This window comes from Pseudomonas sp. NC02, assembly GCF_002874965.1.
GTDB lineage: Bacteria > Pseudomonadota > Gammaproteobacteria > Pseudomonadales > Pseudomonadaceae > Aquipseudomonas.
On sequence record NZ_CP025624.1, the window covers coordinates 1,103,405 to 1,125,141 of the forward strand.

19 protein-coding genes are annotated in these 21,737 nt (G+C 61.8%); 8 read left to right on the forward strand and 11 right to left on the reverse strand.

Annotation, left to right across the window (positions count from 1 at the left end; genetic code table 11):
* Positions 1-30: 30 nt before the first annotated feature.
* Complete coding sequence (locus C0058_RS05030; RefSeq protein ID WP_102368152.1) at positions 31-1,539, reverse strand: MFS transporter; 1,509 nt, start codon at positions 1,537-1,539, stop codon at positions 31-33.
* Positions 1,540-1,643: 104 nt separating this feature from the next.
* Here C0058_RS05030 and C0058_RS05035 point away from each other — a divergent pair, with 104 nt between their 5' ends.
* Positions 1,644-2,516: a LysR family transcriptional regulator gene (locus C0058_RS05035; RefSeq protein WP_008438547.1), complete on the forward strand. Its 873-nt coding sequence runs from the start codon at positions 1,644-1,646 to the stop codon at positions 2,514-2,516.
* On the opposite strand, the gene fecA is transcribed toward C0058_RS05035, so the two are convergent.
* The 3 genes from fecA to C0058_RS05050 all read right to left on the reverse strand — a co-directional run bounded on the left by fecA (position 2,517) and on the right by C0058_RS05050 (position 6,379).
* Positions 2,517-4,862: a TonB-dependent Fe(3+) dicitrate receptor FecA gene (gene fecA / locus C0058_RS05040; RefSeq protein ID WP_102368153.1), complete on the reverse strand. Its 2,346-nt coding sequence runs from the start codon at positions 4,860-4,862 to the stop codon at positions 2,517-2,519.
* 90 nt (positions 4,863-4,952) lie between these two features.
* A complete protein-coding gene (locus C0058_RS05045) occupies positions 4,953-5,894 on the reverse strand; it encodes a FecR domain-containing protein (RefSeq protein WP_087695174.1) in 942 nt (313 codons plus the stop codon).
* Positions 5,891-6,379 carry a sigma-70 family RNA polymerase sigma factor gene (locus C0058_RS05050; protein ID WP_102368154.1) on the reverse strand — a complete coding sequence of 163 codons (489 nt, stop codon included), beginning with the start codon at positions 6,377-6,379 and terminating at the stop codon, positions 5,891-5,893. Before C0058_RS05050 ends, C0058_RS05045 begins: the two co-directional genes overlap by 4 nt.
* 159 nt (positions 6,380-6,538) lie before the next feature.
* On the opposite strand from C0058_RS05050, the gene C0058_RS05055 reads away from it, so the two are divergent.
* The 6 genes from C0058_RS05055 to C0058_RS05080 all read left to right on the forward strand — a co-directional run bounded on the left by C0058_RS05055 (position 6,539) and on the right by C0058_RS05080 (position 12,811).
* Entirely contained in the window at positions 6,539-6,841 is a 303-nt protein-coding gene (locus C0058_RS05055; RefSeq protein WP_003212759.1) for a DUF3649 domain-containing protein, read from the forward strand.
* Positions 6,838-8,412, forward strand: a complete 1,575-nt coding sequence (locus tag C0058_RS05060; RefSeq protein ID WP_102368155.1) for a PepSY domain-containing protein — start codon at positions 6,838-6,840, stop codon at positions 8,410-8,412. Before C0058_RS05055 ends, C0058_RS05060 begins: the two co-directional genes overlap by 4 nt.
* Positions 8,413-8,739: a DUF3325 domain-containing protein gene (locus tag C0058_RS05065; protein ID WP_003212755.1), complete on the forward strand. Its 327-nt coding sequence runs from the start codon at positions 8,413-8,415 to the stop codon at positions 8,737-8,739.
* Positions 8,740-8,750: 11 nt separating this feature from the next.
* Entirely contained in the window at positions 8,751-9,311 is a 561-nt protein-coding gene (locus tag C0058_RS05070; protein WP_003212753.1) for an RNA polymerase sigma factor, read from the forward strand.
* Complete coding sequence (locus tag C0058_RS05075; protein ID WP_003212751.1) at positions 9,308-10,297, forward strand: FecR family protein; 990 nt, start codon at positions 9,308-9,310, stop codon at positions 10,295-10,297. Before C0058_RS05070 ends, C0058_RS05075 begins: the two co-directional genes overlap by 4 nt.
* Before the next feature lie 273 nt (positions 10,298-10,570).
* Positions 10,571-12,811: a TonB-dependent receptor gene (locus tag C0058_RS05080; RefSeq protein WP_102368156.1), complete on the forward strand. Its 2,241-nt coding sequence runs from the start codon at positions 10,571-10,573 to the stop codon at positions 12,809-12,811.
* A gap of 135 nt (positions 12,812-12,946) precedes the next feature.
* Here C0058_RS05080 and C0058_RS05085 read toward each other — a convergent pair whose 3' ends face one another.
* Both C0058_RS05085 and yejK read right to left on the reverse strand, forming a co-directional pair.
* A complete protein-coding gene (locus C0058_RS05085; protein WP_003212747.1) occupies positions 12,947-13,297 on the reverse strand; it encodes a glutaredoxin family protein in 351 nt (116 codons plus the stop codon).
* Positions 13,297-14,301: a nucleoid-associated protein YejK gene (gene yejK, locus C0058_RS05090; protein WP_102368157.1), complete on the reverse strand. Its 1,005-nt coding sequence runs from the start codon at positions 14,299-14,301 to the stop codon at positions 13,297-13,299. Before yejK ends, C0058_RS05085 begins: the two co-directional genes overlap by 1 nt.
* 397 nt (positions 14,302-14,698) lie before the next feature.
* Here yejK and C0058_RS05095 point away from each other — a divergent pair, with 397 nt between their 5' ends.
* Positions 14,699-14,980 carry an HU family DNA-binding protein gene (locus C0058_RS05095; protein WP_003212743.1) on the forward strand — a complete coding sequence of 94 codons (282 nt, stop codon included), beginning with the start codon at positions 14,699-14,701 and terminating at the stop codon, positions 14,978-14,980.
* 64 nt (positions 14,981-15,044) lie between these two features.
* On the opposite strand, the gene rlmF is transcribed toward C0058_RS05095, so the two are convergent.
* From rlmF to C0058_RS05120, 5 genes are all read right to left on the reverse strand, one after another.
* Positions 15,045-16,067 (reverse strand): 23S rRNA (adenine(1618)-N(6))-methyltransferase RlmF, encoded by a 1,023-nt coding sequence (gene rlmF, locus C0058_RS05100; protein ID WP_003212741.1) that lies wholly within the window; start codon positions 16,065-16,067, stop codon positions 15,045-15,047.
* A gap of 248 nt (positions 16,068-16,315) precedes the next feature.
* On the reverse strand, positions 16,316-19,162 hold the full coding sequence (locus C0058_RS05105) for a valine--tRNA ligase (RefSeq protein ID WP_102368158.1): 2,847 nt from the start codon (positions 19,160-19,162) through the stop codon (positions 16,316-16,318).
* 185 nt (positions 19,163-19,347) lie between these two features.
* Positions 19,348-19,752, reverse strand: coding sequence for a DNA polymerase III subunit chi (locus C0058_RS05110; RefSeq protein WP_102368159.1), 405 nt, complete (start codon positions 19,750-19,752; stop codon positions 19,348-19,350).
* A gap of 7 nt (positions 19,753-19,759) precedes the next feature.
* On the reverse strand, positions 19,760-20,188 hold the full coding sequence (locus C0058_RS05115) for a DNA polymerase III subunit chi (RefSeq protein WP_003210446.1): 429 nt from the start codon (positions 20,186-20,188) through the stop codon (positions 19,760-19,762).
* Between the two features lie 51 nt (positions 20,189-20,239).
* Positions 20,240-21,730 carry a leucyl aminopeptidase gene (locus C0058_RS05120; RefSeq protein ID WP_003210444.1) on the reverse strand — a complete coding sequence of 497 codons (1,491 nt, stop codon included), beginning with the start codon at positions 21,728-21,730 and terminating at the stop codon, positions 20,240-20,242.
* Positions 21,731-21,737: the final 7 nt, after the last annotated feature.

Genomic DNA, 21,737 nt, shown 5'->3' on the forward strand with positions numbered 1-21,737 from the left:
ATGCAGGCCCGTTTTTTTATGCGCAAAAGGTCAGCGCGGGCTGCGCCGGAAAAAACAGGCGCTCAAGGCCGCCAGTGCGCACGCTCCAACGCCGGCATACAGCATGGCCCATCCCGCACCGTTGCGCAGCGCGGCCTGGGCGATCAGTGGGCCCTGCGGCAACACGTCCAGCTTGCCGGCGGCGATGTCCTGACTGAGGGTGGCCAACTGTGCCGTGCCAGGCAATATGCCAGCCAGGTAATGAGCGATCCCGAGTATCAACACCAACCCCATCAACGCGATATTCAGCGCCAGGGTGATCAGACGTGCACTGAAGTCGATGCCCGAGGCCATCCCTGCGCGGTCGGATGAAACTGATCCGGTGGTGGTGTTGGTGGTGGGCGAGTTGGTAAACGCCAAGCCGCTGCCGGCAATCCCACAGGCGATCAGGACCCATACCACACTGGGCTGGCCGCTATGATTGATCGCCGCCATTGTCACAAACCCCACGCCCATCAGGCCCAGGCCCAATGGAATGATGCGTTCGGCGCCATAGCGCAGGGCCAGGCGTTCAGCCAGCGGCGGCACCACGAACGTGGGCAGGGTATAGGCGAGCAGGGCGAGCCCGGTGAGCATGGTGTCGTAGCCCAGGCCGGCCTGGAAATACAGCGGCAGGTAGATCATGAAGGGCCAGAAGCTGAAGTTCATGCCGATCGAGCCCATCAGCGCGCCGTTGAAGCGCGGGATGCGAAACACCGAGAAGTCGAACATCGGATGCAGGCTGCGCCGCTCGACAACCACGAACAACAACAGGCTGCCCACCGACAGTCCGGCCCAGCCGAGCATGGCCGGGGTGGCAAAGCCGCTCTCGGTGCCCTGGGTGATGAAATAAACCAGGGCGAACACTGCCAGGGTGAGGGTGGCCATACCGGCTATATCGAGGCGATGGGCCGCCGGGTCACGGGATTCCTGCACGCTGATGCGCAGCAACACCAGAGTGAACAAGGTCAACGGCACATGCACCAGGAACACCCAGCGCCAATCCGCCACCGCCAGGATCAATGCCCCCACCATCGGCCCGAAACCCAGGCCCACCCCGGCGATCACGCCCCACACCGCAAAGGCCCGGGCCCGGGTCGCCGGCTCGCGGAACTGGTGCGACAGGATCGCGAACTGGCAGATCATCATCGCCCCGCCACCCACGCCCTGGACAAAACGCGCCGCGATCAGCGTGGACGCATCGTTCGCCAGCCCGCAGGCGAGCGAAGCCAGCCCGAATACCCACAGGCACAGCACCAGCATGCGTCGGCGGCCAAAACGATCGGCCAATGTGCCGGCGGCCATCAGCACGCTGGTGCAGGCCAGGGTGTAGGCGTTCATGATCCATTGGGCGTCCTGGAAGCCGGTGCCCAGTTGCTGCTCAAGGGTGGGCAGGATGACCGGCACGCTGGAAATCTCCAGCCCGAACATCAACGCCACCAGGCACACGGCGGTGAGCGCAAGGCCGTCCCGGGCGGTACGTGGCGGGTTGATGGCAGATACAACGGCGTCGGGTGGCATGGCCTCTTCCTTTCAATGGGGGAAGGTGTCATTTTCACGGGAATCTGATTCTTTATTAGCGATACTTCTTCCTGTGATAAGGGAATATAGGGCGACAAACGACCATGGCCACTCCGCGTTTTGATGGTGTTGAACTGTTTTTGCAGATCGTCGAGAGCGGCAATCTGACGGAGGCCGCCGAACGGCTGAACCTCACGCGCTCGGCGGTGGGCAAAGGCCTGGCGCGGCTGGAGGCGCGGTTGGGGACGTCGCTGTTGCAACGCTCCACCCGGCGTCAGCGTTTGACCGAGGACGGGCAGGCCTATTACGAGCATTGCCTGCGTGCGCTGGCGGAACTGGAAGCCGCCGAATCCGTGCTGGAAAGTGGCCGTCAGCAGCCACGTGGACGGTTAAGGGCCAGCTTGCCTTTGGCGTTCGGTCATCACTATGCGGCGCCGGCGTTGTGGGGGCTGATGGACCGTTTTCCGCAACTGGAGATTGAAATTTCCTTCTCCGACCGACTGATCGACCTGGCCCAGGAAGGCTTCGATCTGGCGGTACGCATTGGCGCGCTGCCTGACACCGACCGCCTGAGCGCCCGCCGCCTGGGGGAACAGGCGATTGCCTTGGCGGCGTCACCCGCGTACTTGCAGCGCACACCTCGGATTGACTCCATCGACGACCTGGCCGGGCACCGGGGCATTGCCTATCGCAGCAATGCCCCGCACCGCGAGCGAGTCGCCTCGCCGTTGATCCTCGATGACCTGCAGGCCGTGGCCGATGCCGCCATCGCCGGGGTCGGCCTGGCCTGGTTGCCCAGTTGGCTGATCGCCCACTACGTGTTGCGCGGGCAACTGCAGGCGGTACTGCCGGGCCACCGCGAGCAACCGATGCCGATCCATGTCATCTGGCCCACGGCGACGCACATGCCGGCCAAGACCCGGTGCGCCATCGACGCGTTGGTGGCCGGCACACCTTCGTGCCTGGCGGGTAGCTGATCAGAACGCGATGGACGTCTGCACATACAGCGTGCGCGGCTCGCCGACGTATTTGCCCTTGTTGTTATCGTCAAACGAGCGGGTGTAGTACTGCTTGTTGAAGATGTTTTTCACACCCACCGCCACGTTCAAATCCGACAGCTGCGGGCCAAAGTCGTACGCCGCGCGGCTGCTGAACAGCATGTAGCCAGGAATGCGTCCGGTGCTGCCATCAGCACTTTCTGCTTCAGTGTTGGCGTTGTCGGCAAACTGGCTGCTCTGGTAGCTGCTGTCCACGTTCAACTTCCAGCGACCTTCGGTGTAACCCACACCCAGCGTGCCCTTGTGCTTGGAGGAGAAGGGTACGCGGTTGCCTTTGTTCGGGCCGTCTTCGCGGATGGTGGCGTCGATGTAGGCGTAGGTGGCGTACACATCAAAACCGGCGAGCGCCGGGCTCAAGCCGTCGAGGGCGTAGTTGATGCTGGACTCGATGCCCTGATGGCGGGTTTCGCCGCGGGCGATCACGGTGTCGTTGGTCTGGTTGCTGTCGTACTGGTTGTCGAAGTTGATCAGGAACGCACCGATTTCGGCCCGCAGGGTGCCGTTGTCATAGCGTGTGCCGAGTTCCCAGGTGCGGGCTTTTTCCGGCTTCACTTCGCCACTGGTCACACGGTTGGGCATCTGGCTGTACTGCACGCTGCCGAACGACCCTTCGGTGTTGGCATAGAGGTTCCAGTCGTCCGTCAGGTGGTAGAGCACGTTCAACGCCGGCAGGGCGGTGTTGTAGTCACCCTTGTATTTGACGTTGCTGAGGTTGTTGGTCTGCTGGGACTCGATCATCTCGTAGCGGATGCCCGGGGTGATGGTCCATTTGCCGATATCAATCCGGTCGTCGACGAAGAACGCATTGGCTTCGGTGCTGCCCCGGGTGTCGCGGTCGTTGCGGCTGTCGGTGGTCGGCAGTTGCTGATTGGCGGAAATCGGCGTGCGGTAGCGCAGTTCGTGGCCGGCCTCGTTGATGTAGCGGTAGCCCACGCCGACTTCGTGGCTGGTTGGGCCGAGGTCGAAGCCTTGGGCGAAACGGGTTTCCAGGCCGCGTACCCAATACTCGCGGGGCGACAGGGAGAGGAAGTTGCCCTGGTCCAGGTAACCGCTGCGCAGGGTGGTGGTGAAGAAGCTGTTGACCGTGAATTCCCGGCGATCTTCCTGGTAGCGATAGCCCGCGTTGAACATGGTACGCCGGCCCCAGAACTGGTCGTAGGGGCGGGTGGACTGATACGGGTCGGCCTTGTAGGCCGCAGTGCTCAAACCACCGGGCATATCCGCCTTGCCTTCGTAGTACTGCGCCATGGCGTTGAAGCTGTTGGCGTCGTCCAGCTGGTATTTGCCCTTGAGGATCAGGTCGTCGATGCGGGTGTCGCTGTTCTCGCGCCAATCACCACCACGGGTGCCGGAATACAGGATCGCGCCGCCCAGGCCGTTGTCCGCCGTGCCGCCGGCCAGCAGGTTGCCGGTGGTCTTGAAGCCATCGTGGCTGGAAGACGGGCTGGTTTCGGTTTGCAGGCCGCCTTTCACCGTTGGCGCATCGGGAATCGCGCGCGTGACGAAGTTGACGATGCCGCCGACGTTCTGCGGGCCATAACGCACTGCGCCGCCGCCGCGTACCACGTCCACGGCATCCATGTTGCCCATGCTGATGGGCGCGAACGACAACTGCGGCTGGCCATACGGCGCGAACGGCACCGGGATGCCGTCCATCAAGACCGTGGAGCGCGAGGCCAGGCGTGGGTTGAGCCCGCGAATGCCGAAGTTCAGCGCCATGTCGTGGCTGCCGGTGCCGTTGTTTTCCGGGGCGTTGACCCCGGGAATGCGGTTGAGCACGTCGCGGGCCTGGGTGGCGCCCTGGCGTTCGAATTCTTCGCGGCGGATCACGTCCCGGGCGCCAGGGTGCTCGAAGACGTTGGTTTGCGCCGCGTCCCCCAGCCAGTCGCCGACCACGTTGGAGGTGCCCAATTCGAGGGTGGCCGGAGCATTCGCCGGTTGCAGGCTGAAGGCGTTGTTGCCCTCGGCACGGGCTTGCAGGCCGGTGCCTTTGAGCAACGCATTCAAGCCTTCTTCAGCGGTGTAGTTGCCCGACAGGCCGTGGCTTTGCACGCCGGCGGTCACGTCCGAGCCAAATGAAATCAGCACGCCGGCTTCCCGGCCAAATTGATTCAGCGACGCTTCCAGTGACGTAGGGGCGATGCGGTAGGGCTTGGCGTCGGCCGCCATTACGTAGGGAACGGTGCTGAAACTGAGGCTGGCCCCCAGCAACAAGTGGCGCAGGGTGCGGGCGAGTGGCGTCAGGCGAGTCGGTTGCTGGGGCATGAAGTGCGGTCCTGAGAAGGAAGGATCAAGGTGGCTTTCCTTCTCTGTCACGCGAGGTGCGGAAAACGGCTCACGGGGTTTGAAAATATTTCAGGCACGGGCTTCGACAGTGACCCAGTAGCGGGTAAACCGCCGGACCCTGACCGGCAGGCTGACTTGCAGCAGGTCCAGGATTCGTTCGCTGTCGTCCAGCGGGTAGCTGCCGGAAATCAGCAGGTTGGCCACCTGCGGGTCGCAATTGAGCTGGCCACGGCGATAACGGCTCAATTCGGCGAGGAAATCTTCCAGGCGCATGTGGGCCGCCACCAGCATGCCGTCGGCCCAGGCGCCGCTGCCGGCGTCGGTGGGGCGGGCGGTATCCCAGCCTTTGCGGGTGAAATTGACCTGATGGGCTTTCTCCACCGACAACGGCAAACCGCTATAGGTGTTGGGCATCACGTCAACGTGCCCATCAAACACCGCCAGTTGTGTGTGATCGTTGAATTGCCGCACGTTCAGCCGCGCGGCCTGGGCGCTGAGCAGGCCCTGGGAAGTGATGACCCGCAGCGGGGCGTTGCCGGGTTTGGCGGTCAGCAGGATTTCGCCTTCGAGCAGGCGGATCAAGCGTTGCTGGCCATCAAAATGCACATCCACCGCACTGCCGGTGTTGAGCTGCAACTGGCTGCCATCCGCCAGCTGGAACTTGCGCCGTTGGCCGATGGGGCTGCGGTAGTCGGCACTCAACGGCGGCAATATATGTTGCTGGCGCAAACCCCAGGCCGCTGCCGACCCGGCGCCGAGTATCAGCAACAACTTCAGGGCCTGACGACGACTGTTGGATTTCGGTGCATTCAAGGCGGCATGGGCCAGGGGTGATGGCATCCCGCGCAAGCGCTGGTTCACTCGCTGGATGTGCTCCCAGGCCCGCTGATGTTCGCTGTGGGCGTCCAGCCACTGTTGCCAGGCCGCTTGTTTGCGTGGGTTGAGCGGGCCCTGCTGCATTTCCATCAGCCAGTGCACCGCTTGTTCGGCGACTTGCGTTGAGAAACTCATAGGGCGAAGTAGCAGCGCATCGCCGCTTTATTCAGATGGCGCTTGACCGTGGCGATGGAGATCCCCAGTTCCGCGCCGATTTGCGCGTAGGTCAGGCCGTCGAGCTGGGACAGCAGGAACGCGCGTTTGACCAGGGGCGCCAGGCCATCCAGCAACTGGTCCAGCTCCATCAGGGTTTGCAGGATGATTGCCCGCTCTTCCTCCGACGGCGCCACGTGTTCGGGCATTTGTGCCAGGGCGTCGATGTAGGCGCGCTCCAGGTCCTGGCGGCGGTAATGGTTGCACAGCACACGCTTGGCGATGGCGGTGAGGAAGGCGCGAGGTTCGATCAGCGTCGGTGTTTCCCGTGCGGTGAGCACGCGGATGAAGGTGTCCTGGGCCAGGTCGGCGGCGCTTTCCGGGCAGCCGAGCTTGCGTCGCAACCAGCCGGTGAGCCAGTGGTGATGGTCGTGGTACAGGACTTCGACGGTGTTGGACGGCTGCAACGCGCACACTCCGGCAGCATGGGCATGCTTTAGAGAACAAGAATTGTTCGCATTGTAGGGCGCGCAGGCGGGTTCGGCAATTGCCAGTGATGCGTTCTCTTTTGCTTATGAGAACCTTTATCATTAATATTGCGTGCTGACGAACCTGGCGCCCTGTGCATGAAACGCAAAACATCACTTCCCGTTTCCTACCGTCTTGCCGTGACTTCGCGGGTGCTGGCGGCTGTGGTCGGCGGTTACTTGCTGGCGTCCCTGGCCAGCGTGTGCATGACCTTGTGGCTGCCCACCAGTCGCGCCGATGCGGTGATCAGCGGCATGCTGAGTTCGTTTGTGTTCTACCTGTTGGCGGTCATCTGGTGCTTCGCCTGTCGCACGGCCTGGCGCGCCTGGTTTGGCGTGTTGCTGCCCAGCGCGATAATGGCCACGTTCGCCGGGTTGGCGTACTGGATGGCGCGCACATGAAAGAGGGCTTCCGCCAGGCCATGGCCTGGTTGCACACCTGGGCCGGGCTGATCTTTGGCTGGCTGCTGTTTGCGATTTTCCTGACGGGCACCCTGTCGTATTTCAAGGACGAAATTACCCACTGGATGCAGCCCGAAGTGCAGGCGCATCCCGTCGATGACGCCCGTAGCCTGGCCGCCGCCCAAACCTATCTGCAACAACAGGCGCCCAATGCCGCGCGCTGGTTTATCACCTTGCCGAGCAGCCGTGAGCCGGGCCTGTCGGTGATGTGGCAAGACAAGGTCGACCCGGGCAAGCGCGGCAATTTCGTCGAAAAACTCCTCGATCCCGTCAGCGGCCAGCAGGTCCAGGCCCGGGAAAGCATGGGCGGCGAATTCTTCTATCGTTTCCACTTCCAGCTGCAAATGCCCTATCCGTGGGGGCGCTGGCTGTCGACCATCGCCGCGATGGTGATGTTCGTAGCGTTGATCACCGGGATCATTACCCACAAGAAAATCTTCAAGGACTTCTTCACCTTCCGTCCGCGCAAGGGCCAGCGTTCCTGGCTCGACGGGCACAACGCCGTGGGCGTGCTGGTGTTGCCGTTCCACTTGATGATCACCTACAGCAGCCTGGTGATTTTCATGAGCATGGTAATGCCGGCGAGCATCCTCGCTTCCTACGGCAACGATACCCGTGCGTTCTTCAACGATGTGTTTCCGGCCACCGACAATGCGCCGGCCCTCGGCCAGCCGGGGCAATTGCTGCCACTGGGTCCGATGTACGAGCAGGCGCGCGAGCAATGGGCCGGCGGGCATGTCGGACGGCTGGTGGTGAATAATCCAAGCGATGTAAACGCCTCGGTCAATGTGTTCCGCGCCGGGTCGGATCGAGTGGTGCATGACTTTGGCAGCACCGTGTCATTCAACGGCACTACCGGCGAACTGTTGCGGGTGAGCGGCGAGCAGTCGCTGCCGGCGGCGATTGGTGGCAGCTTCTACGGTTTGCACATGGGCCATTTCGCCGGCCCGGTATTGCGCTGGCTGTATTTCATCTGCGGCCTCGCGGGCACGGCAATGATCGGCACCGGGCTGGTGATGTGGCTGGGCAAGCGTCAGCTCAAGCACACCAAAACCGGTGTGCTGCCCTTTGAGCTGCGGCTGGTGGAAGTGCTGAACATCGCCAGCATGTCCGGCTTGATGATCGCCATCGCTGCATTCTTCTGGGCCAACCGCCTGTTACCAGCCAGCTTTGCCGGGCGCTCGGACTGGGAAGTACAAGCCTTCTTTATTGCCTGGGGCTTGAGCGTCGTGCACGCGATTGTTCGCCAGGGGCGCCGCGGCTGGGTTGAGCAATTGAGTGTGGGCGCGCTGCTGTTTATCGGCGTGCCGGTGCTCAACGCGCTGACCACGACCCAGCATTTGGGTGTGTCCCTGGCCAACGGCGACTGGGCCATGGCCGGCTTCGACCTGACGTGCCTGGGCAGCGGTGTGTTCCTCGCCTGGGCTGCCTGGAAAATGCAGCACCGCCGCGTCCCTCAGCCCAAGGCCGAACGTGCCCGGCCATTGACCCTCAAGGGCGAGGTGAACTGAATGCTCCTGGCGCTATTGCTGTGTTACGCAGGGTTTACCGCGTTGTGCCTGTCCATGGACCGGCACCATGGCGAACTGCTGCACAGTAAACCTTCGCCTCGTCGGCGCCTGGGTTTGCGCGTGGGCGGCTGGCTGCTGTTGATTGTCTCGATCTGGCCGGCGGTGCTCGCGACCGGGTGGAGCCAGGGGTTGGTGGAGTGGTGCGCGGTCTTGATGCTCAGCGGGTTGTTGCTGGTGTTGCTGTTGCCGTATCGGCCAAGGCTGGCCTTGATCCTGGCGGGCCTCGGCCTGCTGGCCAGTCCGGTTGCGGCCTTCGCGACCCTTTGAGTCCACCGTTGATGATCACCACGCCCCCCGAACATCCAGAGCAGCACGCAGACGCGGCGGGCGGACGGGCGCATTTCCTGCAGGTGTTCCTGTCCCAGCGCTCGCAGATGGAAGCGCTGGTCAGCCGCCGCGTGGGCTGCCGTGCGACGGCGGCGGACCTGGTGCAGGATTTGTTCCTGCGCTTCTGGCGCCGGCCGCTGGTGCAGGTCGAGGAGCTCAGCACCTACCTGCTGCGCTGCGCCGGCAATATCGCCATCGACCACCTGCGCAGCGAAGGCGCCCGGGTGCGCAGCAGCGAAGGCTGGCTGCCGGAACAACAGGATAACCAGGGCTGCGAACCCCAGGCCGCGCTGGAGGCGGGCAATGATCTGCGTCACGTTGAAGCAGCCTTGCGCAGCCTGCCGGAACGTACCCGGCAGATTTTCCTGCTCAACCGCATCCATGGCCGCAAGTACGCGGAAATCGCCAAGGCCATGGGCCTGTCCCAAAGCGCCGTGGAAAAACATATGATGCGTGCCCTCGAAGCCTGCAAGGCCAGCCTTCGTGAACCATCGCCAAGGAAAGCCCCGTGAACGCCACTGCCCGCGTCACCCCGACGCCCGACCAGGAACAGGCCGCACTGGCCTGGTTGAGCCTGTTGCATGACCAACCCAGCAGTGGCGACCAGGCCACGTTCAGCCGTTGGCTGCGGGCCGATCCTGCGCATGTGGAAGCCTACGCCCAGGCCCAGGTGCTGTGGGAATTGAGTGAAGTACCGGCCAGAACGTTGGCGGATGAGGATGCCCTGGCGCTGCAGGGTTACTTGAACGCGATGAATACCTCGAAACGCTCCAGCGTGCGGCGCTGGTCTGGCGCCCTGGCCATGGCCGCCTGCCTGCTGGTGATGATCTCGATGGGCGCCGGCTGGCAGCCGTCACGCTGGGTCGATGACTTCGGCGCGGATTACGTCACCGCGCCGGGTGAGGTGAAGACCGTGACCCTGGCCGATCAAAGCCAGGTCACCCTGGACGCCGACAGTGCGATCGCAGTGGATTTCAAGCATGGCGAGCGCCATATCCAGCTACGCCGTGGCGCCGGTTTTTTCAGTGTGACCCACACTGGCGAATCCTTTGTGGTCGAGGCCGGCAGCGGCGAAGCACGGGTGCTCGGCACGCAGTTTGAGGTGCGCCTGCAACCGGCAGGTGCGCAGGTGACGGTGTTGTCCGGTCGGGTTGGGGTAACGCCGTCGAAGTATGCTCAGCAACAGATTCTGACGGCCGGCCAGCAAGTGGCCTATGCCGACGGTGTCGCCGATGAGCTGCACGCGGTCGACAGCGAGTCGCGCCTGGCCTGGCGCGATGGTTGGCTCAACTACTACAAGGCGCCGCTGGCCGATGTGGTGCAAGACCTCGGCCGCTACTATCCGGGGCGCATTCTGCTGCTCAACGAAGACCTCGGCGCCCGGCGTGTCAGCGGCAGTTTCCCGAGCAAGGACCCCCAGGCGGTGCTCAATGCGTTGCAGGCGGTCTTGGGGTTTGAACAACACTCGCTGCTCGGTCGGATGATCGTATTGCGCTAGATACAGAGCGCTACGCCGCAATGGCGTGGCGCTGTCATTACTTGCACCACCTTCCCTTGAAAATCCCCATGCCTTGGCACATCCGTGTGTGTGGACCTTTCATTTAACCTTCATCGCAATCGCCAAAACCTGTAACCAAATCGTTACGTGATGCACGGATGATCCTCGGATTCCTGAGCAGGTGGTCAGGAAGATTGGCGGCGCTGTTCACCCGGCCGAGATCGCCAATACCTCCCCCATAACAACAGATAGATGCATGTAAGGGATCTACTCGTGACCTACAACAAACTCTATGCCCTGCTTTTAGCATCGGGCCTGGGCGGCTTTGCGCCGCTGGTTTTGGCAGACGATTCCCAGGATGTCGGTTCGGTGCACGTCGCCGGCGAACGTACCCTGGGCACCGGCCACATGATTCAGGAAGAAAGTGCCAAGGCCCGGTCCACGGTGACCAAGGAAGCCATGGATGAAATGTCCCCGACGGCCAACGCCATCGACAAGCTCAAGTACACCCCGGGCATCAACGTTTCCAACGACGACGCCAGCGGCATGAGCGGCACCAGTTTCACCATGCGCGGCATGAACTCCGACCAGGTCGGGGTTTCCATGGACGGCGTGCCGATCAACGACTCCGGCAGCTACGGTGTTTACGCCAACCAATTGGGCGACCCGGAAAACGTCGGCGAAGTATTTGTCACCCAGGGCTCCTCGGAAGCGGACGGCCCGCACATTGGTTCCAGCGGCGGCAACATCGGCATGGTCACGATCCGGCCGACCAAAGAGCCAGGCTTGTTCGTCAAACAATCCATGGGTTCGAACAACCTGACAAAGTCCTTCGCCCGTATCAACACCGGCGACCTCGGCGGCTTCAAGACCTGGGTGTCGGCCTCTCACACCGAGGGCGACAAGTGGCGCGGCAAGGGCACCTTGCGGGGCGACAAGGTGGAGTGGAGCACGCTGTTCGAAGACGACAACGGCAACACCAGCAACTTCACCATGAAGTACAACACCCAGGAAAACTACAACTACAACACCCTGAGCAAGAGCCAGTTCCAGCAACAGGGCCGCCGCCTGGATTACGCGGAAACGCCGGTCTACAAGAACGGATTGCTGTCGTCTTCCTACAAGCTCAACCGCAACCCATTTGAAAGTGTCATGACCACCTTCACCCAGCGCTGGCGCCTGCGTGATGACCTGGCCCTGACGGTTGCGCCTTACTACTACTGGGGCAACGGCGGCAGTTTCAGCGGCCAGACCGCGACCAACCTGGGGCCGAAATCCGACAAGGCCGGTAACTACGACCTGGGTAACCTCCAGTCGGCCAACTACTACCGGCCGTCGTGGACCGAAACCTGGCGCCCTGGCGTCACAGTCAAAATGAAATGGGACATCAACGAGGAGCACAGCCTGGATTACGGTTACTGGTACGAGCGCGCTCGCCAGCGCCAGACCCAGCCGTATATCGGGATCAACAGCGAAGGTGCACCAGACGACATCTGGGGTGATTACAACAGCGGCGGCCAGGTGGTCGACAAGAACGGCAAGACCGTCCAGGGCCGTCACCAGTACACCGTGACCCCGGCCCAGAAACTATGGGTGCAGGACAGCTGGCAAGCCACGCCAGACCTGAGCTTTGTCGGCGGGTTGGCGTACCAGTACGTCGAGCGTGACGGCGACAACCTCGGTAGCCTGTACGACAAGCCGGAAAAGCGTAACGCCCGCTACCATCAGTTCCTGCCGAACTTCAGCGCCAAGTACCAGGTCGACGAGAGCAACCAGGCGTTCTACAACGTCACTCGCAACATGCGCACACCGCAGAACTACGTGCTGTACAACAAGGGTGACTCGCTCAACCTCAACCCCGAGCTGAGCTGGAACCAGGAGCTGGGCTGGCGCTACACCGAAGAGAAAATGGCCCTGAGCGCCACCCTGTTCTACATCACCTTCAAGGACCGTCAGCTGTCGACCACCGACTTGAACGGTGACTACGTGATGGCCAACGTCGGTGACGTGACCAACAAAGGCCTGGAGTTGGAGTGGAGCGGCCTGCTGCCGTACAACTTCAACTACTACGCGTCGTACACCTATACCAAGTCCGAGCAGCAGGACGACTTTGTCAGCAAGAACGTGTTGTTGCCGACCAAGGGCAACCAGTTGGCCAACGTGCCGGAAAACATGCTCAACCTGGTGTTTGGTTACGACGACAAGCGCTACTACGGCAACATTGCCGGCAAGTATGTCGGGGCCTTCTACGGTGATTTGACCAACAACGAGAAAATCTCCGGGCGCACCGTGTTCGACCTCAACGCCGGTATCTACCTGCCGGTGGACAAGAAGGTCTTCAAGTCGGCCGCGCTGCGCTTCTCGATGCTCAATGTATTTGATAAGGAATACTTGAGCTCGGCGCGCACCGTGTCGTTCAACTCGGCGCCGGTGAATGGCCTGGCGGCCAGTTCGGCGTATTACAACGTGGGTGAAGAGCGTACGGCGATGGTTTCCCTGGAGGCCAATTTCTAACGCGTACGCAAACCCAATGTGGGAGCGGGCTTGCTCGCGAAAGCGGTGGGTCAGTCGCCAGATGTATTGACTGAACCAGCGCATTCGCGAGCAAGCCCGCTCCCACATTTGATCTGCGGTATTTTACAGAGTGAGTTACTTCAGCGCCGCCATGATCGCTTCAGGGTTGTAGTCGCGAATCAGCGTGCCGTTCACGTCCACAAACGGAATCCCGCCGCCCCCCAACGCCTCGTACGCCTTGCGCGCCTGGGCGTCCTTCTCGATATCAAACGCCTGGTAGGGAATCCCCTTGGAATCCAGAAAGCGCCGGATCTGTTTGCAGTAGCCGCACCACTCGGTGGAATACAGCACCACGCGCGCTGCCGCGCGTGTCTGCTCCGGCACCACCTGGGAGGGGTTGAACAACCGCTCGATCTTGCCCCAGTTCTGGAAAACCACCACCACCAGCAACACCAGCAGGACTTTCTTCAGAACCCCGCCCAGCATCAGTTGCGACGCTTGAGCTGGTCGGTCAACTGGGTCGGCAGGCCCTTGATGATCAAGGTGCCGGCGGCTTCGTCGTATTCGATCTTGTCGCCCAGCAGGTGCGCTTCAAAGCTGATGGACAAGCCTTCGGCACGCCCGGTGAAACGGCGGAACTGGTTGAGGGTGCGTTTATCCGCCGGGATTTCCGGCGACAGGCCGTAGTCCTTGTTGCGGATGTGATCGTAGAAGGCTTTTGGCCGATCTTCATCGATTAACCCGGACAGCTCTTCCAGGCCCATCGGCTCGCCGAGCTTGGCCTGGCTGCTGGCGTAGTCCACCAGGGTCTTGGTTTTCTCGCGGGCGGACTCGTCCGGCAGATCCTCGCTTTCAACGAAGTCGCTGAAGGCCTTGAGCAGGGTACGGGTTTCGCCCGGACCGTCGACGCCTTCCTGGCAGCCGATAAAGTCGCGGAAGTACTCCGAGACCTTCTTGCCGTTCTTGCCCTTGATAAAGGAGATGTATTGCTTGGACTGCTTGTTGTTCTGCCACTCGGACACGTTGATCCGCGCTGCGAGGTGCAGTTGGCCAAGGTCGAGGTGGCGCGACGGCGTCACGTCCAGCTGGTCGGTCACGGCCACGCCTTCGCTGTGGTGCAGCAGGGCGATCGCCAGGTAATCGGTCATGCCCTGTTGATAGTGGGCAAACAGCACGTGGCCGCCGATGGAGAGGTTGGACTCCTCCATCAGCTTCTGCAGGTGTTCCACGGCAATACGGCTGAAGGCGGTGAAATCCTTGCCACCGTCGAAATATTCCTTCAACCAGCCACTGAACGGATGCGCGCCGGACTCGGCATGGAAAAAGCCCCAGGCCTTGCCTTGTTTGGCGTTGTAGCTCTCGTTGAGGTCGGCGAGCATGTTCTCGATCGCTGCCGACTCGGCAAGCTCGGAGTCGCGGGCGTGGAGAACTGCGGGTGTGCCGTCGGGTTTTTTGTCGATCAGGTGGACGATGCAATGACGGATCGGCATGGGCTTCTCGGCTGGTTGAAGGGGAGGGGTGGGGCTCCCGGAAAAAGTCGCCAGTGTACCGCACCCGCTGGGGATGGCGCTGTTCGGAGGGCGTTTTGAGCGCCATCCGACGGGCCATATGCCTTTTTTTCACGGTTTAGAGCGATAAAGCTGACCAAATGGGTATGTTGAGGCGGATATTTCCCCGTCTCTGTGCTAGTTTTGCCCCGTCTTACGCGCAGTCTGGGCGTTAAGCGTGCATTCAGCATTTGTCAGGTCGAACCAAACCCGGTTTCAGGTATCTATAACCCCGATCTTCGTGGTTATAGCCCTTGGGTGCCAGGCCTTGATGGCAGGGCTCGATGGCTGACACTGCACTCTGCAATCCAAATGAATTTGATAGGGAAGGAACACCACAATGGCTATTACTAAAGACCAACTGATCGCTGATCTGGCTGAAGCTGTAGACGCACCGAAAACCACCGTGCGTGCTCTGCTGGACCAACTGAGCCAGATCGTTGCTGATCAGCTGGAAAACGGCGGCGAAATCACTCTGCCAGGCGTTGGCAAACTGAAAGTGACCGAGCGTCCTGCCCGTACTGGCCGTAACCCTTCGACTGGCGCTGCCATCGAAATCGCTGCCAAGAAAGTTATCAAGCTGGTTGTGGCCAAAGGCCTGACCGACGCTGTTAACAAGTAAGACGCAGCAAAAAAAACCGTGCTCCGGAGCGATCCGGGCACGGTTTTTTGTTGCCTGCGATTTATCAGTCTTTACGGGCCCAACGCTGGCGCCACACCTGTTGCTCGCTCGGGGTCTGGAACGTCCAGGCGACGAAGCGGCTCTGCTTCTGGCCCTGGGACATCTCTACCACCTGGCTTTCCAGCACACCGGCCTTTTTCAGCGCTGTCTGAATGGCCGGCAAGTTCGACGCTTTCGACACCAGCGTGCTGAACCACAGCACCTTGTGCTGGAAATGCGCGCTTTCAGCGATCAGTTGCGTCACGAACCGCGCTTCACCGCCTTCACACCACAACTCCGCCGACTGGCCACCGAAGTTCAGCACCGGCAACTTGCGTTTCGGATCAGCCTTGCCCAGTGCGCGCCATTTACGTTCGCTGCCCTTGGTCGCTTCATCCATGGACGCGTGGAAGGGCGGGTTGCACATGGTCAGGTCAAACCGCTCGCCCGGCTCCAGCAAACCCAGCAGGATCTGCTTGGGGTTGGTTTGCTGGCGCAGCTGGATGGCCTTGTTCAGCCCGTTGGACTGCACGATCGCCTTGGCGGCGGCCACGGCGGTCGGGTCGACTTCCGAGCCGAGGAAGTTCCAGCGGTACTCGCTGTAGCCAATCAACGGATAGACGCAGTTGGCGCCCATGCCGATGTCCAGCACCTTCACCGGCGCGCCACGGGGGATCACGCCTTCGTTGACGCTCGCCAGCAGGTCGGCGAGGAAGTGCACGTAGTCGGCACGCCCCGGTACCGGTGGGCACAGGTAGTCAGCCGGGATATCCCAGTGATTGATGCCGTAGAACGCCTTGAGCAACGCCCGGTTGAACACCCGCACCGCGTCTGGGCTGGCAAAGTCGATGCTTTCCTTGCCGTACGGGTTGATGATCACGAATTGCGCCAGTTCGGGCGTGGTCTTGATCAGCGCCTGGAAGTCGTAACGGCCCTGGTGGCGGTTACGTGGGTGCAAGGTGGCCTCTTTGCGCGGAACGACGGGCTTGGCCGGCGTACTGGATTTTGGCTTCTTGCGCGGTGCTTTGGGTGTGCTGGGGGCGGTCATGGGCTGCGTCGATTCTGCGTTTGTTTCAAAAGTGGCGGGTATTGTCACACATTCCTTGGTCGAACTCGGTCAAATGTGGGAGCTGGCTTGCCTGCGATGCAGGCGACTCGGTGTATCTGCCAGACCGAGGCGATGCCATCGCAGGCAAGCCAGCTCCCACATTGGTCGGGTTTCCAAAGAGAAATAGCGGTGTTTTTCCAAGCAAAAAAAAGAGACCCGAAGGTCTCTTTTTCCGCACGGGCAGCCTCTTACAGGCTGGAAATCCGTGCGTGTTGCTCCGCCAGCTTGCCCAAAGCCTGTTCAGCTTCAGCCAGTTTGGCGCGTTCTTTCTCGATCACTTCAGCAGGAGCCTTGTCGACGAACGCCGCGTTGGACAGCTTGCCGCCCACCCGCTGCACTTCGCCTTGCAGGCGCAGGATTTCCTTGTCCAGGCGCGCCAGTTCGGCACCCTTGTCGATCAGGCCGGCCATCGGCACCAGCACTTCCATCTCGCCCACCAGTGCGGTGGCGGACAGCGGTGCTTCTTCGCCAGCGGCCAATACGGTGATCGACTCCAGCTTCGCCAGCTTCTTGAGCAGCGCGTCGTTCTCGGTGAGGCGACGCAGGTCTTCGCTGCTGGCGTTCTTCACGAACACGGCCAGTGGCTTGCCCGGACCGATATTCATCTCGGCGCGGATGTTGCGCGTACCCATCATCAGGGTCTTGAGCCACTCGATATCGCTTTCGGCTGCCTCGTCAATGCGGGCTTCGTTGGCCACCGGCCAAGGTTGCAGCATGATGGTCTTGCCGTCTTTGCCCGCCAGCGGCGCGATGCGCTGCCAGATTTCTTCGGTGATGAACGGCATGAACGGATGCGCCAGGCGCAACGCCACTTCCAGTACGCGCACCAGGGTTTGACGGGTGCCGCGCTGACGTTCGATCGGCGAGTTCTCGTCCCACAGCACGGGCTTGGACAGTTCCAGGTACCAGTCGCAATACTGGTTCCAGATGAACTCGTACAGGGCCTGCGCCGCCAGGTCGAAGCGGAACTGGTCGAGTTGACGGGTCACTTCGGCTTCGGTGCGCTGCAGCTGGGAGATGATCCAGCGGTCCGCCAGGGACAGCTCGATGGTCTCGCCGTTCTGGCCGCAGTCTTCGCCTTTATCCAGTACGTAGCGCGCGGCATTCCAGATCTTGTTGCAGAAGTTGCGATAGCCTTCGACGCGGCCCATGTCGAACTTGATGTCGCGACCGGTGGACGCCAGCGAGCAGAAGGTAAAGCGCAGGGCGTCGGTGCCGTAGCTGGCGATGCCGTCTGCGAACTCGTCGCGGGTCTGCTTCTCGATCTTCTTCGCCAGTTTCGGCTGCATCAGGCCCGAGGTGCGTTTCTGCACCAGGGTTTCCAGGTCGATGCCGTCGATGATGTCCAGCGGGTCCAGGACGTTGCCCTTGGACTTGGACATCTTCTGGCCCTGGCCATCACGCACCAGGCCGTGCACGTACACGGTCTTGAACGGTACCTGCGGGGTGCCGTCTTCGTTCTTCACCAAGTGCATGGTGAGCATGATCATCCGGGCGACCCAGAAGAAAATGATGTCGAAGCCGGTGACCAGCACGTCGGTGGAGTGGAATTTCTTCAGGAATTCGGTCTGTTGCGGCCAGCCGAGGGTGGAGAACGTCCACAGGCCCGAGCTGAACCAGGTGTCCAGTACGTCGTTGTCCTGTTGCAGCGCCACGTCCGCGCCAAGGTTGTGCTTGGCACGTACTTCGGCTTCGTCGCGGCCCACGTAGACCTTGCCCGACTCGTCGTACCAGGCCGGAATCCGGTGGCCCCACCACAGCTGGCGGCTGATGCACCAATCCTGGATGTCACGCATCCACGAGAAGTACATGTTTTCGTACTGTTTCGGCACGAACGCGATGCGGCCGTCTTCCACGGCAGCAATCGCGGGCTCAGCCAGCGGCTTGGTGGACACGTACCACTGGTCGGTCAGCCAGGGCTCGATGATGGTGCCGGAGCGGTCGCCCTTCGGCACTTTCAGGCCGTGGTCGTCAACGCTTACCAGCAGGCCGGCGGCGTCGAAGGCGGCAACGATCTGCTTGCGCGCCTCAAAACGGTCGAGGCCGGCGTATTCAGCCGGGATCTTGCCGTCGATGCTCTCGTTCAGCGTGCCGTCGAGGTTGAACACCTGGCAGGCCGGCAGAACGGCGGCGTTTTTATCGAAGATGTTCAGCAGCGGCAGGTTGTGGCGCTTGCCGACTTCGTAGTCGTTGAAATCGTGGGCCGGGGTGATTTTCACGCAGCCGGTGCCGAATTCAGGGTCGCAGTAGTCATCCGCGATAATCGGGATGCGACGGCCAACCAGCGGCAGCTCGACGAACTTGCCGATCAGCGCCTGGTAGCGCTCATCGTTCGGGTTGACCGCGACGGCGGCGTCGCCGAGCATGGTTTCCGGACGGGTGGTGGCGACGATCAGGTAATCATTGCCTTCGGCGGTCTTGGCGCCGTCAGCCAACGGGTACTTGAGGTTCCACAGGAAACCTTTCTCGTCGTGGTTTTCCACTTCAAGGTCGGAAATCGCCGTGTGCAGCTTGGTGTCCCAGTTGACCAGGCGCTTGCCGCGATAGATCAGGCCGTCTTCATGCAGGCGCACGAAGGCTTCCTTCACGGCTTCCGACAGGCCGTCGTCCATGGTGAAGCGCTCGCGGCTCCAGTCGACGGACGAGCCCAGGCGACGGATCTGACGGCTGATATTGCCGCCGGACTGATCCTTCCATTCCCAGATTTTCTCGAGGAATTTCTCGCGGCCCAGGTCGTGACGGTTCTGGCCGGTGGCTTCCAGTTGGCGTTCCACCAGCATCTGGGTGGCGATACCGGCGTGGTCTGTACCTGGTTGCCATAGGGTATTGCGACCCTGCATGCGGCGGAAACGAATCAGGGCATCCATGATCGCATTGTTGAAGCCATGGCCCATGTGCAGGCTGCCAGTGACGTTCGGTGGCGGAATCATGATGGTGTAGGCATCGCCCGCGCCTTGCGGAGCGAAATAATTCTCGGACTCCCAGGTCTGGTACCAGGAAGTTTCAATAGCGTGCGGCTGGTAGGTCTTATCCATGCGCGGCGGGACCCTAGTTGGCATTAATTCAGGAAAGCCGACAAGTATAACGGGGGATAGGGGAGAGGGGTAGGAGCGAGCTTGCTCGCGAAAAACCTGAGGGCGGCGCGTTCATTCAGGATGTACGCGTTATCGTTCACGCCCTTCGCGAGCAAGCCCGCTCCCACAGGGGATATGTGTCAGCCTTAGTTCTGGTACTGGCTCAACAACCGTTCCATGCGCGCATCCAGCCGGCGCTTGATCTCGGTTTCGATATGCGGGGCAAAATCGTCGATCACGTCTTGCATGATCAGTTGCGCGGCGGCGCGCAGTTCGTTGTCCAGGTGCAGCAGCAGGGCGTCGGGGGCTTTTTCGGCGGCAGGTACGGCAACAGCCGCAGCCGGCGCAGCTTGTGCCACGGGCGTTTCGACAGGTTCCGGCGTAACCGGCTTGCCACCCACCATATCGAACAGCAGGGGAATTTGTACGTCACCGTTGACCGCATCGGTCAGCAATGGCGGTTGCAGGTCATCATCACCGAGCAGCTTGCGGATCGACTCAAGGTCGTCCAGCAGGTGGTCAGAGTCTTTTAGCGGGTTTGGAGTGTCCATCGTGTGCTCAAAGTCGTTGTAGCCGGTGATCTTGCAGAGAATAGCCCTGTTCGCGGTAGAAACGGAAACTCTCCCGCGCGGCCTGACGAATAGCCGGGTCTTCCACCACCACTTCCGCCACGCGGGCGAAACCCTTGGCGAAGGCCGGTACTTTCAGGTCAAGGTTGACCAGCAGGTCTGTGTGATCGCCGCAGCTGTCGCCCAAACCCAGTACCACCAGGCCTTCCGGTTCTGATTCGGCGGCACCGTGGGGCACGAAGCTTTCGCCCTTGAAGCGCCACAGGCGGGCGTCGAGGTCGTCACGCTGGGCGGCATCGCTGCAATGCAGGTAGATACGGTGGCCCATGCGCCAGGCTTTTTCGGTGAGCTTGCAGGCAAAGTCCAGGCGCGCGGAAGGATCGGCGCTGGGCAATATATAGAAGTCGACTTGGGTCATTGCGGTTCCTGAGCCCCGGGCGGCTTTACAAGCGCCCGGGGATCTTCATTTTCAGGCTTTGGCGCGGTCCAGCAGGTACTGGGTCAGCAATGGAACCGGACGGCCAGTGGCGCCCTTGTCCTTGCCGCCGCTGGTCCAGGCGGTGCCGGCGATGTCCAGGTGGGCCCAGTTGAAGTTCTTGGCGAAACGCGACAGGAAGCACGCCGCAGTGATGGTGCCGGCTTTCGGGCCGCCAATGTTGGCGATGTCGGCGAACGGGCTGTCCAGCTGTTCCTGGTACTCATCGAACAGCGGCAGTTGCCAGGCGCGATCGTCTGCAGCCTGGCCGGCGCTGAGCAGTTGGCCGATCAGTTCGTCGCTGTTGCCCAGCAGGCCCGACGTGTGGGCGCCCAGGGCAACTACGCAGGCACCGGTCAGGGTGGCGATGTCGATCACGGCTTGCGGCTTGAAGCGCTCGGCGTAGGTCAGGGCGTCGCACAGCACCAGGCGGCCTTCGGCGTCGGTGTTGAGGATTTCCACGGTCTGGCCGCTGAGGGTGGTGACGATGTCGCCCGGACGGGTCGCGCCGCCGCTCGGCATGTTCTCGGCGCAGGCCAGGATGCACACCAGGTTGATCGGCAGCTTGAGTTCCAGCACGGCACGCAGGGTGCCGAACACGCTGGCGGCGCCGCCCATGTCGTACTTCATCTCGTCCATGCCCAGGCCCGGCTTGAGGCTGATGCCGCCGGTGTCGAAGGTGATGCCTTTGCCGACCAGGGCAAATGGCTTCTCGGACTTCTTGCCGCCGTTGTATTGCATCACGATCAGGCGTGGCGGCTGGTCGCTGCCCTGGCCCACGGCATAGAACGAGCCCATGCCCAGTTCCTTGATCTTCTTCTCATCCAGGACTTCGACTTTCAGGCCCTTGAATTCCTTGCCCAGCGCCTTGGCTTGCTCGCCCAGGTAGGTTGGGTGGCAGATGTTCGGTGGCAGGTTGCCCAGGTCACGGGTGAACGCCATGCCGCCGGCGATGGCCTGGGCGTGGGTCACGGCGCGTTCGACTTCAGCCTGGGCCGCCTTGATGGTCAGCAGGGTGACTTTCTTCAGGGCGCGGGGTTCGGCCTTGGTGCTCTTGAACTGGTCGAAGACGTAGCCGCCGTCCAGCAGGCTTTCGGCCAGCAGGCGGGTCTTGCCGTAGCTGTCGCGGCCCTTGACCACGACTTCGTCCAGCGCCAGGGCCGCGTCGGTGCCGCCCAGGCCCTTGAGGGTGTTGAGGATGCCGGCGATGATCTTGCGGAACGGACGGTCGCCCAGTTCGGCGTCTTTACCAACGCCCACCAGCAATACGCGGTCGGCTTTAAGGTTAGGCAGGCTTTGCAGCAGCAGGCTTTGGCCGACCTTGCCGGCCAGGTCGCCGCGCTTGAGGACTGCGCTGATGGCGCCGCCGCTCAGTTCGTCCAGTTGCTTGGCGGCAACGCCGAGCTTGCGGCCTTCGCCGACAGCGACCACGAGGGTGGCGGTTTTCAACGTTTCGGGGCTAACGCTTTTTACAACCAGTTCCATTTTCGGG

Coding starts and splice junctions, on each gene's coding strand:
- C0058_RS05030 (WP_102368152.1), bottom strand. CDS start 1,539: ATGCCACCCGACGCCGTTGTATCTGCCATCAACCCGCCACGTACCGCC.
- C0058_RS05035 (WP_008438547.1), top strand. CDS start 1,644: ATGGCCACTCCGCGTTTTGATGGTGTTGAACTGTTTTTGCAGATCGTC.
- fecA (WP_102368153.1), bottom strand. CDS start 4,862: ATGCCCCAGCAACCGACTCGCCTGACGCCACTCGCCCGCACCCTGCGC.
- C0058_RS05045 (WP_087695174.1), bottom strand. CDS start 5,894: ATGAGTTTCTCAACGCAAGTCGCCGAACAAGCGGTGCACTGGCTGATG.
- C0058_RS05055 (WP_003212759.1), top strand. CDS start 6,539: ATGAAACGCAAAACATCACTTCCCGTTTCCTACCGTCTTGCCGTGACT.
- C0058_RS05060 (WP_102368155.1), top strand. CDS start 6,838: ATGAAAGAGGGCTTCCGCCAGGCCATGGCCTGGTTGCACACCTGGGCC.
- C0058_RS05065 (WP_003212755.1), top strand. CDS start 8,413: ATGCTCCTGGCGCTATTGCTGTGTTACGCAGGGTTTACCGCGTTGTGC.
- C0058_RS05070 (WP_003212753.1), top strand. CDS start 8,751: ATGATCACCACGCCCCCCGAACATCCAGAGCAGCACGCAGACGCGGCG.
- C0058_RS05085 (WP_003212747.1), bottom strand. CDS start 13,297: ATGCTGGGCGGGGTTCTGAAGAAAGTCCTGCTGGTGTTGCTGGTGGTG.
- yejK (WP_102368157.1), bottom strand. CDS start 14,301: ATGCCGATCCGTCATTGCATCGTCCACCTGATCGACAAAAAACCCGAC.
- C0058_RS05095 (WP_003212743.1), top strand. CDS start 14,699: ATGGCTATTACTAAAGACCAACTGATCGCTGATCTGGCTGAAGCTGTA.
- rlmF (WP_003212741.1), bottom strand. CDS start 16,067: ATGACCGCCCCCAGCACACCCAAAGCACCGCGCAAGAAGCCAAAATCC.
- C0058_RS05105 (WP_102368158.1), bottom strand. CDS start 19,162: ATGGATAAGACCTACCAGCCGCACGCTATTGAAACTTCCTGGTACCAG.
- C0058_RS05110 (WP_102368159.1), bottom strand. CDS start 19,752: ATGGACACTCCAAACCCGCTAAAAGACTCTGACCACCTGCTGGACGAC.
- C0058_RS05115 (WP_003210446.1), bottom strand. CDS start 20,188: ATGACCCAAGTCGACTTCTATATATTGCCCAGCGCCGATCCTTCCGCG.
- C0058_RS05120 (WP_003210444.1), bottom strand. CDS start 21,730: ATGGAACTGGTTGTAAAAAGCGTTAGCCCCGAAACGTTGAAAACCGCC.